Source organism: Salegentibacter salarius (assembly GCF_900168265.1).
Lineage (GTDB): Bacteria > Bacteroidota > Bacteroidia > Flavobacteriales > Flavobacteriaceae > Salegentibacter > Salegentibacter salarius.
In genome coordinates, this window is the sequence record NZ_FVZF01000002.1 from 22550 (window position 1) to 40865 (window position 18316).

General features: G+C 37.8%; 14 protein-coding genes. 5 read left to right on the forward strand and 9 right to left on the reverse strand.

Going from position 1 to position 18316, the window contains the following annotated elements:
* Nucleotides 1-3: 3 nt before the first annotated feature.
* Together B5440_RS01440 and rlmB are read left to right on the forward strand one after the other, a co-directional pair.
* Nucleotides 4-1425: a SusD/RagB family nutrient-binding outer membrane lipoprotein gene (locus B5440_RS01440; protein WP_070053721.1), complete on the forward strand. Its 1422-nt coding sequence runs from the start codon at nt 4-6 to the stop codon at nt 1423-1425.
* A gap of 98 nt (nt 1426-1523) precedes the next feature.
* Entirely contained in the window at nt 1524-2264 is a 741-nt protein-coding gene (gene rlmB, locus B5440_RS01445; protein ID WP_070053722.1) for a 23S rRNA (guanosine(2251)-2'-O)-methyltransferase RlmB, read from the forward strand.
* A gap of 23 nt (nt 2265-2287) precedes the next feature.
* On the opposite strand, the gene B5440_RS01450 is transcribed toward rlmB, so the two are convergent.
* Nucleotides 2288-3073, reverse strand: a complete 786-nt coding sequence (locus tag B5440_RS01450) for a rhomboid family intramembrane serine protease (protein ID WP_070053902.1) — start codon at nt 3071-3073, stop codon at nt 2288-2290.
* Between the two features lie 86 nt (nt 3074-3159).
* On the opposite strand from B5440_RS01450, the gene B5440_RS01455 reads away from it, so the two are divergent.
* Nucleotides 3160-4434, forward strand: a complete 1275-nt coding sequence (locus tag B5440_RS01455) for a replication-associated recombination protein A (RefSeq protein WP_070053723.1) — start codon at nt 3160-3162, stop codon at nt 4432-4434.
* On the opposite strand, the gene B5440_RS01460 is transcribed toward B5440_RS01455, so the two are convergent.
* The 8 genes from B5440_RS01460 to B5440_RS01495 form a co-directional block, all read right to left on the reverse strand.
* Entirely contained in the window at nt 4431-5291 is an 861-nt protein-coding gene (locus tag B5440_RS01460; protein ID WP_070053724.1) for a hypothetical protein, read from the reverse strand. The genes B5440_RS01455 and B5440_RS01460 overlap by 4 nt on opposite strands.
* A gap of 10 nt (nt 5292-5301) precedes the next feature.
* Nucleotides 5302-6660: a DUF5723 family protein gene (locus tag B5440_RS01465; RefSeq protein WP_232755992.1), complete on the reverse strand. Its 1359-nt coding sequence runs from the start codon at nt 6658-6660 to the stop codon at nt 5302-5304.
* Nucleotides 6661-6707: 47 nt separating this feature from the next.
* Nucleotides 6708-7262, reverse strand: a complete 555-nt coding sequence (locus tag B5440_RS01470) for a zinc-binding metallopeptidase family protein (RefSeq protein WP_070053726.1) — start codon at nt 7260-7262, stop codon at nt 6708-6710.
* Between the two features lie 47 nt (nt 7263-7309).
* The gene (locus tag B5440_RS01475; protein ID WP_070053727.1) at nt 7310-7999 is read right to left on the reverse strand and encodes a YjjG family noncanonical pyrimidine nucleotidase; all 690 of its coding nucleotides are present in this window, start codon (nt 7997-7999) and stop codon (nt 7310-7312) included.
* A complete protein-coding gene (locus tag B5440_RS01480; RefSeq protein ID WP_070053728.1) occupies nt 7986-9275 on the reverse strand; it encodes a polysaccharide deacetylase family protein in 1290 nt (429 codons plus the stop codon). Before B5440_RS01480 ends, B5440_RS01475 begins: the two co-directional genes overlap by 14 nt.
* Nucleotides 9276-9284: 9 nt before the next feature.
* Nucleotides 9285-9986, reverse strand: coding sequence for a RadC family protein (radC, locus tag B5440_RS01485; RefSeq protein WP_070053729.1), 702 nt, complete (start codon nt 9984-9986; stop codon nt 9285-9287).
* 65 nt (nt 9987-10051) lie between these two features.
* Nucleotides 10052-11404, reverse strand: coding sequence for a UDP-N-acetylmuramate--L-alanine ligase (locus tag B5440_RS01490; RefSeq protein ID WP_070053730.1), 1353 nt, complete (start codon nt 11402-11404; stop codon nt 10052-10054).
* A gap of 91 nt (nt 11405-11495) precedes the next feature.
* On the reverse strand, nt 11496-12374 hold the full coding sequence (locus tag B5440_RS01495) for a tetratricopeptide repeat protein (protein ID WP_070053731.1): 879 nt from the start codon (nt 12372-12374) through the stop codon (nt 11496-11498).
* A gap of 206 nt (nt 12375-12580) precedes the next feature.
* Here B5440_RS01495 and B5440_RS01500 point away from each other — a divergent pair, with 206 nt between their 5' ends.
* Both B5440_RS01500 and B5440_RS01505 read left to right on the forward strand, forming a co-directional pair.
* Nucleotides 12581-17341, forward strand: a complete 4761-nt coding sequence (locus B5440_RS01500; RefSeq protein ID WP_070053732.1) for a T9SS type B sorting domain-containing protein — start codon at nt 12581-12583, stop codon at nt 17339-17341.
* Nucleotides 17342-17367: 26 nt separating this feature from the next.
* On the forward strand, nt 17368-18309 hold the full coding sequence (locus B5440_RS01505; RefSeq protein WP_070053733.1) for a PorP/SprF family type IX secretion system membrane protein: 942 nt from the start codon (nt 17368-17370) through the stop codon (nt 18307-18309).
* Nucleotides 18310-18316: the final 7 nt, after the last annotated feature.

Consider the following 18316-nt stretch of genomic DNA (forward strand, 5'->3'; position numbering starts at 1 on the left):
ATTATGAAGAAATATATTGTAGCTCTAATGGCACTCGTAACACTATGGTCTTGCCAGAGTGACGAGCAATATGAGGATCTTAACAGAGATCCCAAAAACCCTACGCAGGTTGCTTCTGATTTCTTATTTACCGCAGCAACGGTAAGTTTATCAGATAATATGGCATCGCCTAACGTAAACCAGGGACTTTATAGATTCCTTGCACAGTACTTTACTACAACTACTTACTTAGATGAACCAAACTATAACTTTACTTCGAGACAAAATCCCGATAATGTTTGGTCTGAGATCTATAGAGATGTAATTCTTGACATTCAGGATGCAAAAAGTATCGTAGCAGAAAATACTGAACTTGAGCAAGCTGAAAAAGATGCTCGTATGGGTCAATTAGAAGTAATTGAAGTTTATGCGTGGCACGTACTTGTAGATAGTTTTGGAGATATCCCTTACTCTCAAGCCGGACAGGCTGACGAATTTCCATTACCTGCTTACGATGATGATATGGTAATTTACGAAGATTTGATCTCTAGATTAGACAACGTAGGTACAATGTTATCTGCAGGACAGGGTTATTCTTCTGCCGATGTAGTTTATGGTGGAGATATGAGCAAATGGATGATGTTTGCCAACTCTCTTAAATTGAGGTTAGGAATGAGAATTTCTGATGTTAATCCAGGACTTTCGCAATCAACTGTAGAATCTGCAGTTGCAGATGGAGTATTTGCGGCTAATGCCGATAATGCTACCGTTGAATACCAGGGCAACGATCCTTACGGTAATCCACTTTGGGAAGATCTTGTATTGAGTGGGCGATCTGACTTCCTGGCTGCAAACACCATCGTAGATTATATGAACGAGCTTGATGACCCAAGAAGAATGGTATATTTTGATGAAAATGTAGAAGGATATATTGGTGGTATCTACGGAACCAGTAACAACTTCGGTGATTATACTCATATTGGTGATCCTTTCTTGCAGCCAACTCGTGAAGGTATCTTATTAGATTATGCTGAAGTTCGCTTCAACCAGTCTAGAGCTGCCGAACTTGGATACAATGTACCAGGTGATGCTGAAACTCACTATAACTCTGCGATCACCGCATCTATGAACTATTGGGGAATAACTGATGAAGATGCAATTTCATCTTACCTTTCGCAAGCTGATGTAGCTTATGATGGTTCTGAAGAGCAATTTGCTAAGCAATACTGGATCGCTATGTTTGACAATCCATTCCAGGGATGGTCAGTATGGAGAAAATATGATGCTCCTGAATTGAACATTCCTGTAGCATACGAAACTGAAGTTCCATTAAGATATACTTATCCAGTAGATGAGACCAACCTTAACCAAACCAATTACGAGGCTGCTGCCGAAGCAATTGGAGGTGACTCTGCACAAACTCCTGTTTTCTGGGATGTACAGTAATTAAGAGTTGAATTAATACTTATAAACCACCCCTAACCGGGTGGTTTTTTTATTTACAGTAATTCCATAAGTTTAAAAACAAAACCTACCTTTGCACTATGGAAGAAACTACACGCATTTTTGGAATTAGAGCCGTTATAGAAGCTATTCAGGGAGGAAAAAGCATTGATAAGGTTTATATTCAAAAAGGTCTCTCAGGCCCTTTATTTCAGGAATTGAATCATCTTATCCAAAAAGGCAGTTATAATATTTCGTTCGTTCCCGAAGAAAAACTTTATAAGCTTTCCAAAGGAAATCACCAAGGTGTGGTAGCGACTATCTCCCCAATTAAATTTGGAAACCTTGAAGAAACCATTGAAAAAATTCTTGAAGAAAAAACCACCCCCCTTTTTCTATTGCTAGACCAAATTACCGATGTGCGTAATTTTGGGGCAATTATTAGAACCGCAGAATGTACAGGAGTTGATGCCATAATTATACCTGAAAAAGGAGGTGCGCCTCTAAATGCCGATACCGTTAAAACTTCAGCCGGCGGAGTTTTCAATCTTCCTATTGTAAAAGTGAATCATATAAAAGATGCTGTTTTTTATTTACAATCTTCAGGTGTACAACTTGTAGCAGCTACCGAGAAAACAGATGATACAATTTACGATATAGACTTCAAGCAGGCCACAGGAATTATTATGGGAAATGAAGCCAAAGGAGTTTCAAGTTCTATATTAAAAAGCGTAGACAAAAAGGCAAAACTGCCTATGTTCGGTAAAATTGAATCATTGAATGTATCGGTTGCCTGTGGTGTATTTTTATATGAAGCGATTAGACAAAGGCAAAGTTCATAAAAGCGAGAGCTTGACGTTAAAATTCATTCTTTATTTTCTTCTGATTTTTTATAAAAATAGCGATAGGTTATTTTATCAGAATTCTTATTAAACTGTGTTTCGTCCTGCCCCTCTTGGGTTTGGGTGGCTTCCTCTTCAACTTCAAAACGCCTTTCTATAAAATTACCATTTTCATCAAAATGCTGCATAAATAGATCTTCCTTCTCGCTGTATTCAGGCTTTTCCCATTCGTATTTGGGGCTTTTAATAGTATTCTTCCTATAAAAAACGGCCAACATAAAACCCGAAATTAATCCCGATAGATGCCCTTCCCAGGAAATTTCAGGATCTATAGGAGTAACATACCATAGCATACCTCCATAAAGAAAAACTACGATTAGAGAAAGCGCCACTAAGCGATAATATTTTGAAAAAATACCTTTGAAAAATAAAAAAGCGGCAAGCATATATATTATTCCACTCGCCCCAATATGATTCGCAGGTCGTCCAATGCTCCAGGTAAGAATTCCGGTAAGCAGTAAACCAATAATTAGAACCGGCCAGCTAATCTTTCTGTAGAAATAGAATAGCGACATGGAAAGCACAAAAAGCGGGATGGTATTATTGAAAAGGTGCTTTATATCTCCATGAATGAATGGCGAAAATAAAATTCCACGTAAGCCTTTAATTTCTCCCGGACGAACCCCAAAATTGTTAAAACTAATTCCAAAGCGAATCTCAAACCAGAAAACTATCCAGATAAGCAGCACAAACAGGATGGGATATCCCAAAACTCCGGTAGTAAAAACAAAAGGACTAGACTGTTTCAAAAGAATTAGTTTTTTTTTAATATTACAAAAAAGAATCCATTTGTTAATAGATGACAAAGTGTTATTCAAATTACTAATTTTGTCAGATGAGTAAACCATTAGCAGAACGATTACGTCCACAAACTTTAGACGACTATTTAAGTCAGCAGCATCTAATTGGGCCAAAGGGAGCACTGAGACAGCAAATTCAACAAGGTATTATTCCTTCCATCATATTCTGGGGGCCACCAGGCGTTGGCAAAACCACTTTAGCCAATATTATCGCCACTACTTCAGACAGGCCTTTCTTTACTCTTAGCGCGATTAGCAGTGGCGTAAAAGATGTTCGGGAAGTGATAGAAAAGGCCAAGAAAAGCGATGGTTTATTTACCACAAAAAATCCTATTCTATTTATAGATGAAATTCATCGTTTCAGCAAATCCCAGCAGGATTCTTTGCTTGGCGCGGTAGAAAAAGGTTGGGTCACTTTAATTGGTGCCACTACCGAAAATCCGAGTTTTGAAGTGATCTCTGCCCTACTTTCCCGTTGCCAGGTTTATATTTTAAAACCTTTTAGCAAAGAAGATCTGGTAGCACTCCTCGAAAGGGCGATGCGGGAAGATAAAATTATTGCTGCCAAAAATATAAAATTAAAGGAAACCGAAGCGCTACTTAGATTAAGTGGCGGTGATGCCCGAAAACTTCTGAATATCTTTGAACTGCTGGTAACTTCTTCTAAAGGAAACCTTGAAATAACCAACGATTTGGTTTTTAACAGGGTTCAGCAAAACACGGTGCTTTACGATAAAACCGGCGAACAGCATTATGACATCATCTCGGCATTTATTAAATCTATTCGTGGGAGCGATCCTAATGCGGCTGTTTACTGGCTCGCCAGGATGATTGAAGGTGGCGAAGATGTAAAATTTATTGCCCGAAGGTTATTAATTTTGGCCAGTGAAGATATTGGAAATGCCAATCCAACAGCACTGGTTATCGCCAATAATACTTTTCAGGCGGTAACTACAATAGGTTTTCCCGAAGCCCGAATTGTTTTGAGCCAATGCGTCACTTACCTGGCAACTTCCCCAAAAAGCAACGCTGCTTATATGGCGATAAACCAGGCGCAAAGCGCAGTTAAAAAGACAGGAAATTTATCGGTTCCGTTATCCATTAGGAACGCTCCAACTAAACTAATGAAGGATATTGGTTATGGAAAAGACTATAAATATGCTCACAACCACGAGAATAATTTTGTAGAAGCAGAGTTTTTGCCCGATGAGATAAAAAACACTAAGTTTTATGATCCCGGGAACAATCCGCGGGAAAATGCCCAAAGAGAATTTCTTAAGAAACGCTGGAAAACCAAGTATAATTATTAATTGGCTGAAGCTTTATAAACAAGCTTAACCGATTTATTTTCGGCGTTCAAATATTCCACTATCAAATTACCTCCCTCGTCAAAATAGGCTACGCCTTGTCGGGTGAGGGATTTGTAGATAAAGTCATTTTGCCCGCCAAATTTAGCCAAAACAGCAAAGGGTTCTTCTGAATTTTCCTGGTAAAAGGAATAACCGGAATCAGATTTTTTGAGAGAATAATTGATACCGTCTTTTTCGAAATTTAATTCTTTGGCCGAAGCATTTTCGATCATAGGATTTTTAACTACTACCTCGGCAGGAGCAGTTGTTGGAGTTTCAATTTTTTTAGAAGTACGAACGGGCTCGGTTTTTGGTTCGGGTTTCGCAACTTCAGCTTTCTCAACTGCCTGCGGAGCCTCTTCAGAAGCCGTAGGAGCCGAAACTTCAGAAGGATCATATTTGTAATTCAATTCTTTAATAGTACTAAAAGCATCACGCAATGCTTCGTGATGTGCATCTTTAAAATCCTTTATCCTGCTTCTACCCTCTTTAGTTTCTAAAACAATATTTCCCCGACAATCCTCTAATTGAACGACCAACTTGGTTACGAATAGACCAGAGTTGTCTTTTACATATGCGGTAAGACCTAAACAATAATTTTCCTGAAGATCCAGCGGCTTTTGTTCACTTTTCATTATGGTCTCAAAACCATATTTTTCAAATAAGAATTTAGTAAGCGTATTTAACTGATATTGGTTTTCTTCTTTCGAGAATTCAAACTTTTCAGGTATGATAATGTATTTATATTGATCCAGGTCTTGTGCAAAAGTGGAAATAGTTCCGATAAAAAAAGTGAGTACAAATAGTATTTTTTTCATTTTATTGATGTTAATTATTGAAAATCAGCTGCATTCCCAACTGAACAGAAGCGCTATGAGCTTTCGCCAAATTAGGGAAAGCCAGCAAATTATTGGCAGCCAGATAAACATTAAATTTATTAAAAGTTCTAGTATACATCAAGCCAATATTAGTTAAAGAATAATCGTCTAACGAATAGGATAGTTTGAAGCGCTGGTTTTCATTAATTTTTCTATCCCAATAAGTAGTAAAAGCGTAGACAAAACCTTTTGGCCTTTTTACACCACTTAACTGCATTCCCAGCAAATTCATATACCTCACTTTCTTTACGCTTAAATAGTGACAGGGTAAAAATGCAGGACCAAAACCATATTCCATAGCAAAATTAGCTTTTATAGGGCGCCACGTGGTGTAAGATTGGTTGGTGGTTTGGTCTCTTAAATTCCTATCTACTTCGTCTTCAAAAATATCCCAATAGGGAATGGCTTCATCGTTCTCATCTAAATCTGGAAAAAGAGGCTCTATTCCACTGGTTTCATAAGCTCCAAAATACCTGTAATTCTCAACCTCTTTACGTTGAAAAACAGCCCCAAGATCCTGTACCGAGCCGGAAAGTATAAATTGTTCATCAAGGATATAAGAAAGTCCCAGGTCTAACCCGAAACCAACATTTCCCCCAAAAAAAGACCTGCTTAGCAATTCAGCAGTAGCCTGTTCTACGGTCATCCCTTCTTCATCTTTTAAAGGTGCAAAACCCGATGTATTGATTAAAACATCCACATCTACCACTTCGTGGCGGTAAACATTCCTTCCATTTGGAGTGGTATAGGTAGTAAACCTTCCGGTATTCCCGGTACTTTCAGCATTAAAGATCCCGGAGTAAAATTTTGCTCTAGCTCCAACCGTAAGTCTTTTATCAAATTTATGATTGATCCCTAAGTGATAAACCGTCATAATCTCTCCGGTAAAAGAAACATCATCAAAATAAAAAGGTTCATTCAGGTAATTACTATTACCTTCATTGGCGAGTATAGCAGGATCTTTGGGGAAATATACAAATGCATCCATTTCCTGGTAAACACCGGTAGAGAGGTAATTCTTTTTATCTAATTTCCAGCCTAACGAAATAATTTCCCATTGTTGATTCACGGAGAAGTAATCCCTGGAATCCATATCTCGCATGGTTTCCTGAATTCGTGAATTTATATTAGCACCGTCATCGGCAAAAATATCGTAAAGATCTGCCCCGGTAGAACCGGCAGATACATGTATTTGTGAAAAAAGTGGAATTCCAATATGGCCGGTAAAGTTAATTTGAGCTCCGGGATTACTCATTAAAGTTTGCGGAAGATCGTCTACATTAAATAATAGCGGTTTGTTTTGCGCCAAAACCGTACTTGAAAAAAGTAAAAAAAAGCAAATAAGTCTCCACATCTCTAAAATTCAAACGAAAAGAAGCCTTTTGAAGCGAAATCTAATTCACCTTCAAAAGCCGATGTACCCGGCTGCACTTCTAATTCCACCACCATTTTTATACTTCTACGCACTAAATTTATGCGGTCTTCTTCAATTAATTCATATTGTTCTGTAGTTACCGGATTGCCATTGGCGCCAGGTTTTATGGTATAATTTACAGTAAATTGTTCCGCATTAGATTCAGACAAAAACCTAATTTCACTTTCAATCTCACGGGGAAAAGTATTGATATGTCTGAAATAAAAATCTACCGAAGAAAGGTCTTTTTGGATATAATCATCGTCTAAAAATTCTAAACGCACGGTATCGCTGATACGAGTTTTTAAATTTCCAGTGTTTGGATTTTGAAATTGAGATTGATCTATATTGTAAATAAGCAAATCTACCTGCAAATCTGGGCTAAGGGTAATATCTTCACGCTGGCTGAGATCAATATCTTTGGCACAACCTAAGAACAAGCAACTTATAGCAATAAGGCTTGTAGACTTAGTGAGAAAAAATGAAAGGAATTTCATTAGCTTCCAGATTAGGTTGTACTAACGAAATTAACAAAAGATTATTACTACAAATAGAACTTCAGTTCATTTAACGTTTTTATGTGTATTATATCGATGTTTTCTTTGTTTCCGTAGTAATCAAAGAAGATGGGTTTTATCCCGCAATTTTGAGCACCGGTACAATCGGCTTCAAAATTATCGCCAACCATAATACTGTTTTGAGGTGTTGCTGAAGATTTCTTAAGCGCAATTTCGAATATTTGTTTATTAGGCTTTTTTACACCAGCTTCTTCAGAAGTAGTTACCGTGGTAAAATATTCATGAATTCCAGAATTGATAAGTTTTTTATGCTGTACTTCCTCAAAACCGTTAGTAATAATATGTAAAATGTAGTTTTCACGCAGATAATCCAACACCTCTTTCCCTCCATCTAAAAGATAATTATGATCTGGCAGGTATTCTATATAATCTATAGCGATATTATCTATTAAATCTCTATCGGCCTCGAATTTTAAAAGATCGAAACTATCCTTTAGTCTTCCGTAGCGAAGGGCTTCTTTAGAGACCTCGTCGTTTCTATAACGCTCCCAGTATTTGAAATTTACCGGCATATAAACTTCTAGAAAATTATTGATTTCCAACGGAATATTTCTAAACTTAAAAACCCGCTCAAAAGCCAGGGCCGAATTCTTATCGAAATCCCAAAGCGTATGATCCAGATCGAAAAATATATGGTTGATATTATCTAATTTCATAAATCTGCTTTAATAATGAGTAATATTTCTGATGCTCGGAATATTCTGAAAAATCCTGGTTTTTAAAAACCGCTTTAAAACTTCCACCTACTTTCTTAACCTCCTCCAGCATCTTTCCAACTTCGGTATTTATTTTTTCAAAATCATTATGCTCAACAATATTAGAGTTGAATACATACGGATGTATTTTTAAAGCAAGAGTAGACTCGGTATTGATATCATAAAACAAAAAAGGACTACAGGTTCCTGCTCTGAAACCTGAAGTTTCAGGGTAGCCCATAGAATAATCCTGCGGAATTTCTAATTCGGTTAAAAAAGTATAAAATTCAGGAATATTCAAATTGTATTTTACGTTAATCACACTTTCCAGCGGTGTATGTACCGTGTTCTCCATACGAAGTTTTTCCTTCCGAAGGGTTCTAAAATCCTCATAGGCAAAATATCCAGGAATCAAGCCAACCTTAGCATAATCACCTACATATTTAATGATAGAACGATATGGATTTCGATTGTAGTTTATGTTGCGATCGTAAATTGAGAAATCGCTTAACTGAAACATAAAAAGCAAAGACACTTTATATTCTTTTATAAAGGCAATAAGGTCTTCAAAAATATTGATTGGATCTTTTTTTACTCTTAAAAGTACCTGGATCCTATCTATAACCTTATTGAACTGGAGTTTTATTATATCGAGATGCATTCCCGCTAAACTTCTTAGAAATCCTTTATTCTGAAAATTAAAAACATGTTCCACGGCAATAATTGCGCGGCTATGAAACTCCCTGTTTTCGAGAGCTATCTCCGGAAATCTTTCCTGGAGGACTTCCTTAAATTTATAAGCCCAAATATCTACTACGGGAGATTGCAAAAAACCTTCCTGATATCCCACACTTTCTGAAGCCGGAAACCTGCCTAAATCGTCTTTTACATGTGGTAAATATTCTTCGTATCTACTAAGTAAAAAGAAGGAAGCGGCGAAAATATCAAAGGGTAAAGCGCTATTCTCCGAAACAGGAAAGAAACAAGAATCATCGCCCCAGGGCTGTACCTTTATTTCTACTTCACTTAAACCCTGCTCTACTAAGAGATCAACTTTTTGTATAAAAAGTTCGTTTCCAAGAGCTTGTTTACCATAGGAAAGCTTCATCCCCTCGTGGGCGATAAACTCTTCTATCTTTGAAGTGAATTTTATAGAGATTCCCAGAATATTGGTGCAGATATGTTTAAAAGTATAAACTATTCGCGGGGTGATTTTCTGGGTATAAATTAATAGCATCTAAACAATTTAAAGTACGCCTTCGTCTGCAAAGCTAAAGTATGATTTTTCGGTTACAATGAGATGGTCCAGCACCTTAATATCCAAACTTTGCGCAGCAGTTTTAAGTTTTTGCGTAAGTTGTTTATCGGCTTCACTGGGCTTTAAAGTGCCCGATGGGTGATTATGCGCTAAAATTATTGAAGTAGCACCAACTTCCAGCGCCTTTCTTAAAGTAATACGCACATCTACTAAAGTACCCGTAATTCCACCTTTGCTAAGCTGTAGTTGCTCAATAACTTTATTCGAATTATTAAGATAAATAATCCAAAATTCTTCGTGATAAAGCTCCCCTATTATGGGTTGCATCAATTCAAAAACCGAAGCACTGGAGGTGATCTTCTTTTTTTCTAGAGCTTCTTCAGTTCTTCGCCGCCGGCCAAGCTCCATAGCGGCCACAATACTAACTGCCTTTGCCGGGCCAATTCCTTTAAATTCACAAAGCTTTTTTACGGAAAGTTTTCCCAGATCACTCAGTTGATTTCCTGTGGAAGCTAAAATACGTTTACTTAATTGCACGGCAGATTCGTTTCTACTTCCAGAACCGATTAGGATAGCAATAAGTTCGGCGTCGCTAAGACTAACTTTGCCTTTATGAAGCAGTTTCTCCCTGGGCCGATCGTCTTCTGCCCAGGATTTAATACCAAAACCATTCTGATTTTCCTGCCCCATAGTTTTATAAAGATAAAAAATGATTCTTTATCCTCGCTAAAACTATTAAAAATGAAGCGATTAACTTAAAATAAGGCTTTTACTTTTTCCAGGTTTAGATTCCCAAAGGTACCGCTGCTCATTAGCAGCAAAACAGTATTGTTGAAATTTTTAGCCCCAAATGCATCCTGTAAAACTGAAGCTTCAGAGATAACTTCCAAATCTGGTTCATTAAAGGCAGCTCTAATCTCTTCCGCCGAAATAGGGTGCATTTGTTTTTGCGCAATTGCTTCCGGAGAATAGAAAACAATCTTTTCATCAGCTTCTTTCAGTGAGTTTTTATACTGCTGAATAAACTCTGAATTAAGACTGCTAAAAGTGTGTAATTCTAAACAGGCAATTAATTTTTTGTCGGGATATTGCTCTCTTACTGCCCTGTTACTCGCCCTTACCTTAGATGGGCTATGTGCGAAATCTTTAAATACAACTCCATTATTATTTTCAAATATCTTTTCCAATCTTCGGCTGGCACCTTCAAATTCCATCATTGCTTCATAGAAATCATCTTCATCAATTCCCATATGTTGGCAAATCCATTTTGCGCCGGCAAGGTTATTCATATTGTGCTTTCCAAAAATTTCTAAAGGCATATCGCCTTCCGAAGTTTCTAAAATAGTTTCTCCGTCTTCTACGTGATATTCAGGAGTAAAATAAGGATGTTTTCTTATTTGATTTTCAGTATTTTCAGCAAGCTGTTTTAAGGTTTCATCTTCTTCATTATAAACGAGAATCCCACCTTTTACAATAGAATTTATAAAAATTTGAAACTGCTCCACATAATTTTCAAAAGTGGGAAAAACATTAATATGGTCCCAGGCAATCCCGCTAAGCAAAGCAATATTGGGCTGATATAAGTGAAATTTAGGACGAAGATCTATTGGGGAAGCAGGATATTCGTCACCTTCAATCAGCATAAAATCATTTTCATCACTTAAATGAATGGTATTTTCAATTCCCCTAACCGGCGCTCCCAGAAGGTAATCAATTTCCTTTCCGTGATAATGCATCACGTGAATTATCATAGCTGTAATCGTAGTTTTACCGTGCGAACCACCAATAACAACACGAGTCTTCTCTTTAGATATTTCAAAAAGGTATTCAGGATAAGAATAGACCTTTAAGCCTAATTCCCGGGCTTTTTTCAACTCGGGATTATCACTTTTAGCGTGCATACCCAACACAACGGCATTCAGATCTTTAGTTATTTTCTCCGGAAACCAGCCAATACTTTCAGGTAAAAGCCCCTGTTTTTCTAAAGCCGATTTGGAAGGTTCGTAGATTGCATCGTCGCTTCCGGTGATAATATTTCCTTTTTGGTGAAGTGCAAGGGCAAGGCTATGCATAGCGCTACCCCCAATTGCTATAAAATGAAGTTTCATTAGGTTCAATTTCGCGTGCCATTAAATTGGCAATTTCCAATTCTTTTTATTGGCTGCAAATATAGTTAAGAGATAGGGAAATGTCTTTAGCTTACATCTCTAATATTTGTCGCTTAAGCTTTTCTGCTTCCGGAAAATTGAATTTACTCGCCAGCGCCTTATTTACGTGCGCTAAGGCTTTATCCTGATTATTTTGCCGAGCCTGAACTTGAGCAATATGATAATGTGCCCAGGCAGGAGATTTTAAATCTTTATAATTAAAATTTTCAGCATATTCCTGTAGAAAATGAATGGCGGCATCTGGCATTATTTTTAGAGCAGCAGCCCTCTCACCAAGTTCGTAATTTAGATAATTACGCTCTACCAGTTCTTTATTATTTAGTGCTTGCTGAAGGGCACTTTTAATTGCAGCCTCCATTAACTCTTCATCACCCTCATATTTATGAATATAAGCTTCGGCTAAATATGCGTCTACTTTATTAATATTGTGAAGTTCAGCCTTAAATTTCTCAGCTACATCTTTACTACCTCCAAGAATAGCGGGTAATTGCATATAAAGCTCCACCAAAACACGACGAGCTTCTGCGTGGTTTTTATCCAACTCAGCTGCTTTGTTTAGATAAGTTTTAATATCACCTATCATTAACGCTGCTTTAAATTTAGAAATTTCCAGGGCTTTCATCCCCATAGCACCACCAAGTTTAAAGTTGTATTTCGGAGAATCAGGTTTGGTTTCCAGTAATTTTTCGTAATAGTTTATCGCATCATCCCACCTTTTTTCAAAACCGGCAATATCACCTAGATATTCTAGAGCTTTTAGATCGTTTGGAAACTCTTTAAAAACAGTTTTCGCCTTTTTTATTTCATTCTGATTGAGGAATTTTTCCCCAACTTCAAAATTGCTTTGCGCTCCGACGTAAGGAGAAAAACATAGGGCGAAAAGCAGAAAAGTTGCGATATATCGAGTCATACTATTAATTTTTTCATAAATTTAATGTGGTTTAGCAGTAAAAAACTGCGGCAGATTTTATCAACTGAGCAAAAAGTCGGCCATGAATGATAAAAATTGTTAAACTCGTTATTAATTTAACTTACAATGTTAAAAATTATTTTAATATTTGTGCTGCTAAAATTATTTAAACCTAATACTAATAATTGAATTTTAACACCTAGCCTATGCAAAATTTTACTTTTGGGAGGAAGGGAACAAATTGGTTCCTTTTCGCCTTTTTATTGTTAATTGGAACCCTGCCCTCATTTGGGCAAGATTGCGCCACAGTGACGGATGAAGATTCCGGTGAATCTGGAAATCAACAAACTTTCTGCTATCTTTCTACAGTAGAGGATATTGATAGAACAGGAACTAACACTGCAATCTATGAAACTGCTGACACTGCGAATGACACTCAACCTATTGCTTCAGACGAACTATTAACTGATGGCACTACTTACTTTGTTGGTAGTACAACAGAAGACTGTGATCGAGTAGCTGTGGATGTTACTGTGAACTCAGTGAACACTCCAGACAATTCACTTTATCCTGGTCAGAACAGCTTTACTTTATCACCTTGTGTATCCTCAGATTTTTCTGTTGGAGACCTCGAGTCTCTATTTACAGCTGATGCCGGTGCGAACTATAGCATAGAGGCTTATACCTCTGAATTTGGTGACGAAGTTGCAACTGGAAATTTGGTTTCTGGCGAAAGCTACTTTGTAGGCCAGGTTTCTTCTACACAAGGTGAATGTCCTTCACCTAGGGCTGCAGTAGGTTATGACCCTACTAACGCTCCTACTCCAGTTGCCCAGGCTGCACAAACTTTCTGCGAAGGTGCTACCGTAGCAGATCTTGTTGCTGCAGGAACTGAAGATAATACTCAAGCCATCAGATGGTACAGAAGTGCAACTTCTAACAGCCCATTAGCCAATGATGTTGAATTAATTAATGGTGAAGATTACTATGCTTCTCAAATTGTAAATGATCGTAACGATCCTTTCCCTCCTTGTGAAACTGCTCCTGAAGATAGAGCTGCAGTTACAGTAGAACTTGTTGAAGGTCCTGATGCTGGAGAAGATGCTTCAGGTGAGGTGTGTGAAACAAACGTACAGGAAACATTCCCTTCAGAAAATGCAATTGAAAATTTCTATTTGAATTTATTAGAGGATGGAGTACCAAGAGATGGAACTTTTAGTCCGGGTATTTCACAAATGGCAAGTCAATACCAAAACGATGCAGATGGTTTAGGCGATTTTACTACTACCTATACTATTGGGGAAGATAACTGTCAGGATTCAGTTGAACTTACAATATCTGTTGTTCCTGCTGAGGATGCTGAAGCCGGTGATGATTTCTCTGAATCATACTGTATTGACCAGAATGAGGATATTGATCTTCTCAGTTTTTTAAGTGACGATGCAATCGAAACAGGAGAATTTTCAGCTCCTTTTGAAAATGGAGTTTTCAATCCTTCAGAAGAAGGAGCAGGAACTTACACAATAACTTATTCAGTTAACGAAGGAAATTCTTGTGTAAACGGTTCTGATGAAGCTACTTTTACTTTAGAAGTTAATGAGGTAAACGTAGAAAACATTACTATCAATATTGACCCTTCAGAAGTCGAAGGAATGAACGAAACTCAAGCCCTACAGGAATTGAGTTCAAGATTCGGTCCTTATTTCGATGGCATTCCTGATTTCGATGCCTTCGATCCTGAATTAGAAACAGCTTTTGCAGGATTAGATCCAGAAAACCCTGAAGGAACTTACCAAACATCTTACAGTGGTAATTCTTGTGAAATATTGAATTTTACAGTTATTATTGCGGAAGAAGTAGATCCAGTTCCTCCAGGTGAACCTACAGGAACCGTTTGTGAAACTGATGTTCAGGCAACTTTCCCTAGTAACGATGAAGTAAGGAAATACTATATTGCTCTATTACCATCAGGAACTCCAACCAATGGTAGCTTTAATCCTAATATAGATCAAATAGTAGAAAACTACCAGGCTGATGAAGATGGTCTAGGGGATTTCACTACCACTTATACCGTAAACGGTGAATCTTTTGACCTTACGATTACTGTGGTTGATAATGCAGATGCAGGTGAGAATGGAACTGCTACTTTAAATGAAGATGATGAGCCAGTAGATCTGTTCGACTACCTTGAAGGAACCCCTATGGACGGTGGAACCTGGAGTAATGGCGAAGGAATCTTTGATCCATCAACTGATGAAGAAGGCACATTCACTTACACAGTTACCTTAGGAAGTTGTGAGGATACGGCTACTGTAACCGTAACTGTCGAAGAAGAAACAGACCCAACAGATCCAACGGATCCAGAATGCCCTTCAGATGGTGATATTATAACAGGTGAAGTTTGTATTACCGATGTGCAAGAAACTTTCCCAAGCGTAGATGAAATCAGAAAATATTATTTAAATCTTTTAGATTCCGAAGTTGCAAGGAATGGAACATTTGATCCAACCCCTGCAGAAATTGCAGACATTTATCAGGATGATGAGGATGGTTTGGGTGATTTTACCACGACTTATACCTTAGATAACGAAGATTGTGAAGCTTCTGTTCAATTAACAGTAAGAGTGATCGATACAGTACCAGCCGATGCCGGAGAAATTGACGATCAGGAATTATGTTCGAATGAAGGCATGATAGATCTTTCCGAATATCTTGAAGGACCAGAAGCTGTTGAAGGCGGAACCTTTACAGGTGAAGGTGTAACAGATAATATGTTTGATTCCTCTATAGGATCAAATGAAGAAGGTTATAACATCACTTACACTGTTAGTGAAGAAAACGAAGCTTGTGTAGAAGGTGAAGACTCTACTACTTTTACAATTTCAATAAATGACGCTCCTAATGCAGGACCCGATGTAAATGAAACATACTGTATTACAGAGGTTGAAGATATACTGGAAAATCCTCAGGATGCTATAGCCTGGTTTAATGAACTTATTGAAGGTGAAGATATTGATCAAGATGGTGATTTCGATCCTGCAATAGAAAATCTAGCCCTTCAAGTTATTGCTTATGTTAGCAACCCAGAAGAACCTAGTGCTACTTTTGAAACAACCTATTCAGTTTCAAATGAAAATTGTGAAGATTCTGCTATAATCTCAATAACCATAAACAATGTTGAGGAAGCAGAAGCTGGATCTTTTGATAACTTAACATTCTGCTCTACTGATACTAACCAGGATCTATACAATTTCCTTAGTACAGACGCTACCCAAGGAGGTACATTCTCTATAGATGGAGAAGAACTTGAAAATGGTATTTTCACTACTTCTATGATGGAGATAGAAACATATACTGTAACATATACTGTAGATGATTCTATTGATTGCGTTGAAGGAGAAGATTCCGCCACATTTGATATCGAAATTATACAGGGAGCTAATGCTGGTAGCGACAATAGTACTACTTTATGCAACCAGGATATTCTTAACGGCATGTTTGAAGGTTCTGAAGCTTTGGTTAGAGAATTTTATCTAGATCTTTTGGATGAGGGTGTTTCACGAGAAGGAACATTCAATCCTAGCTTACAAGAATTTATTGATGAGTACGATAGTGGTAATCAAATTGGAACTTTCACAACTACTTATACCGTAGTAGAAGGAGTATGTTCTGATTCCGTAGAACTTTCACTCACTGTAGTAGAATCAGTACCAGCTGAAGTTGGCGAAATCGCAGATCAAACACTTTGTTCTAGTGATGAAGATTTAAATCTTTATGATCTAATTACCTCTGGTAATGAAGATGGTACTTTTGAAGGTTATGAAGACGGAATCTTTAGCCCATCTATGATGGACGCTGGAACCTATGAAATCACTTATACTGTAAACGAGGATACTCCTTGTGTAGAAGGTGAAGCAAGTACTACTTTCACTATTGAAGTGCAACAAGGTGCTAACGCCGGTGAAGATATGGCTGTAACAGTTTGTAGTAACGACGGTCAACAAGATCTTTACGATTTAATTTCTGCAGATGCAGATATGGATGGTGAGTTCACTTTAGATGGTGAAGTTATTGAAGACGGTATTATGGATCCTTCAGCTTTTGAAGCTGGAACCTACGAAGTTATTTATACAGTTACTGCCGGAGAAGACGATGAATGTGGTGGCGATGATACAGCTACAATCACAATAACACTTGGTGAAGCTCCAGAAGCTCCAACAACTGGTGAAGCCATTGCATTCTGTGCTATAGACGGTGCAACTGCAGCTTTACTTGACGCTGAAGGAACTAACTTAACCTGGTATTCTGACGCTGACCTATCTATGATGGTTAGCGAGGAAGACCTATTGGTAAATGGTGAATACTACGTAACTCAATCTGCAGATAACGGATGCGAATCTGAAGCCGCAATGATTATGGTTAATATCGTAGATTCTCCTGCACCAACTATCAGTTCAGATTATGAATTATGTGCATTTGATAATCCAACACTAGCAGATCTTACTGCCGAAATCAACGAAACTGGTGAAGTAACCTGGTACGAATCAGCAGATAGTATGACCGCGTTAAGCAACAATGCTATGTTAACTGATGCAACTACTTACTACGCTACACTTATTTCAGATAACGGTTGCGAAAGTTCAGAAAGATTAGCTGTTACAGTTACTCTAGAAGACTGCGCATTACTATTCCCAGAAGCGATTACGCCAAACGGAGATGGCAGAAATGATAGGCTAGTTATAGAAAATATTGAAAGCGAATATCCAAACTACAACATTACAATCTTTAACAGATGGGGTAATGCAGTGTACAAAGGTAACGCCTCTACTCCTACCTGGGATGGAACTTCTAACCAATCCGGTAGTCGGGGAGACGATGTACTACCTGTAGGTGTATATTTCTATGTGGTAGACTTTAACGACGGAAGCACAGAGCCTCGTCAGGGTAAAGTATACTTGAACAGATAATATAAAAGGATAAACATTAGAAAGAAATGAAAAAAACAATCACAAAATATTTAATATTCGCTGGCATTATCCTTTTCTCATTAAAGGGGATGGCTCAGCAAGACCCCCTGTTCACTCAGTATATGTATAATATGAGTGTAATAAACCCAGCTTACGCTACCGATGATCCAGGTATGCTAAACCTGGGGGGTATTTACAGATCTCAATGGCAAAATGTTGACGGTGCTCCAAGCACCGCCAACTTCTTTGCCCACACTCCAATTAGTGAAAGAGTAGAACTTGGTTTAACCGTAGTTCACGATGAAATAGGTGGTATTGTAAAAGAAAACAATATTACTGCCGATTTCGCTTATGTGATCCCAACGGGTGGAGAAAGCAAAATCTCTTTTGGTCTTAAAGGTGGTCTTACCACTTTTGATGCAAGCCTTTCTGGTTTACAGGTAAACGACCCTACAGATCCGGCTTTGGAAAATGTAAACGAAGTTTTCCCGGTATTTGGAGTTGGTGCTTTTTGGTTTGGAGATAACTACTATTTAGGTGCTTCTGCTCCTAACTTGTTTACTTCAAAATACATTGAAAACGAACAAGAGATTGCAGCATTAGGTGAAGAGGAAATTCACTACTATTTAACTGGTGGATACGTTTTTCAACTTAATTCAGATCTTAAATTGAAGCCTGCTTTTATGGCAAGAGGTGTTCAAGGTGCTCCGTTAGCAGTAGATGTTACTGCAAACGTTTTGTTGTACGATAGGTTAGAAGCCGGTGTTGGTTACAGATTTAATGAAACCATCACAGGACTTGTAAACTTCAAGATCACTCCTTCACTACGTGTAGGATACGCTTACGATCACTTTACTTCAGAATTCGCTAATTACAATTTAGGTGGAACTCACGAGGTAATGTTGTTGTTTGATCTTGACCTGTTTGGTCTTACCAAAGGATATGACAAATCACCTAGATTCTTCTAAAAAACGA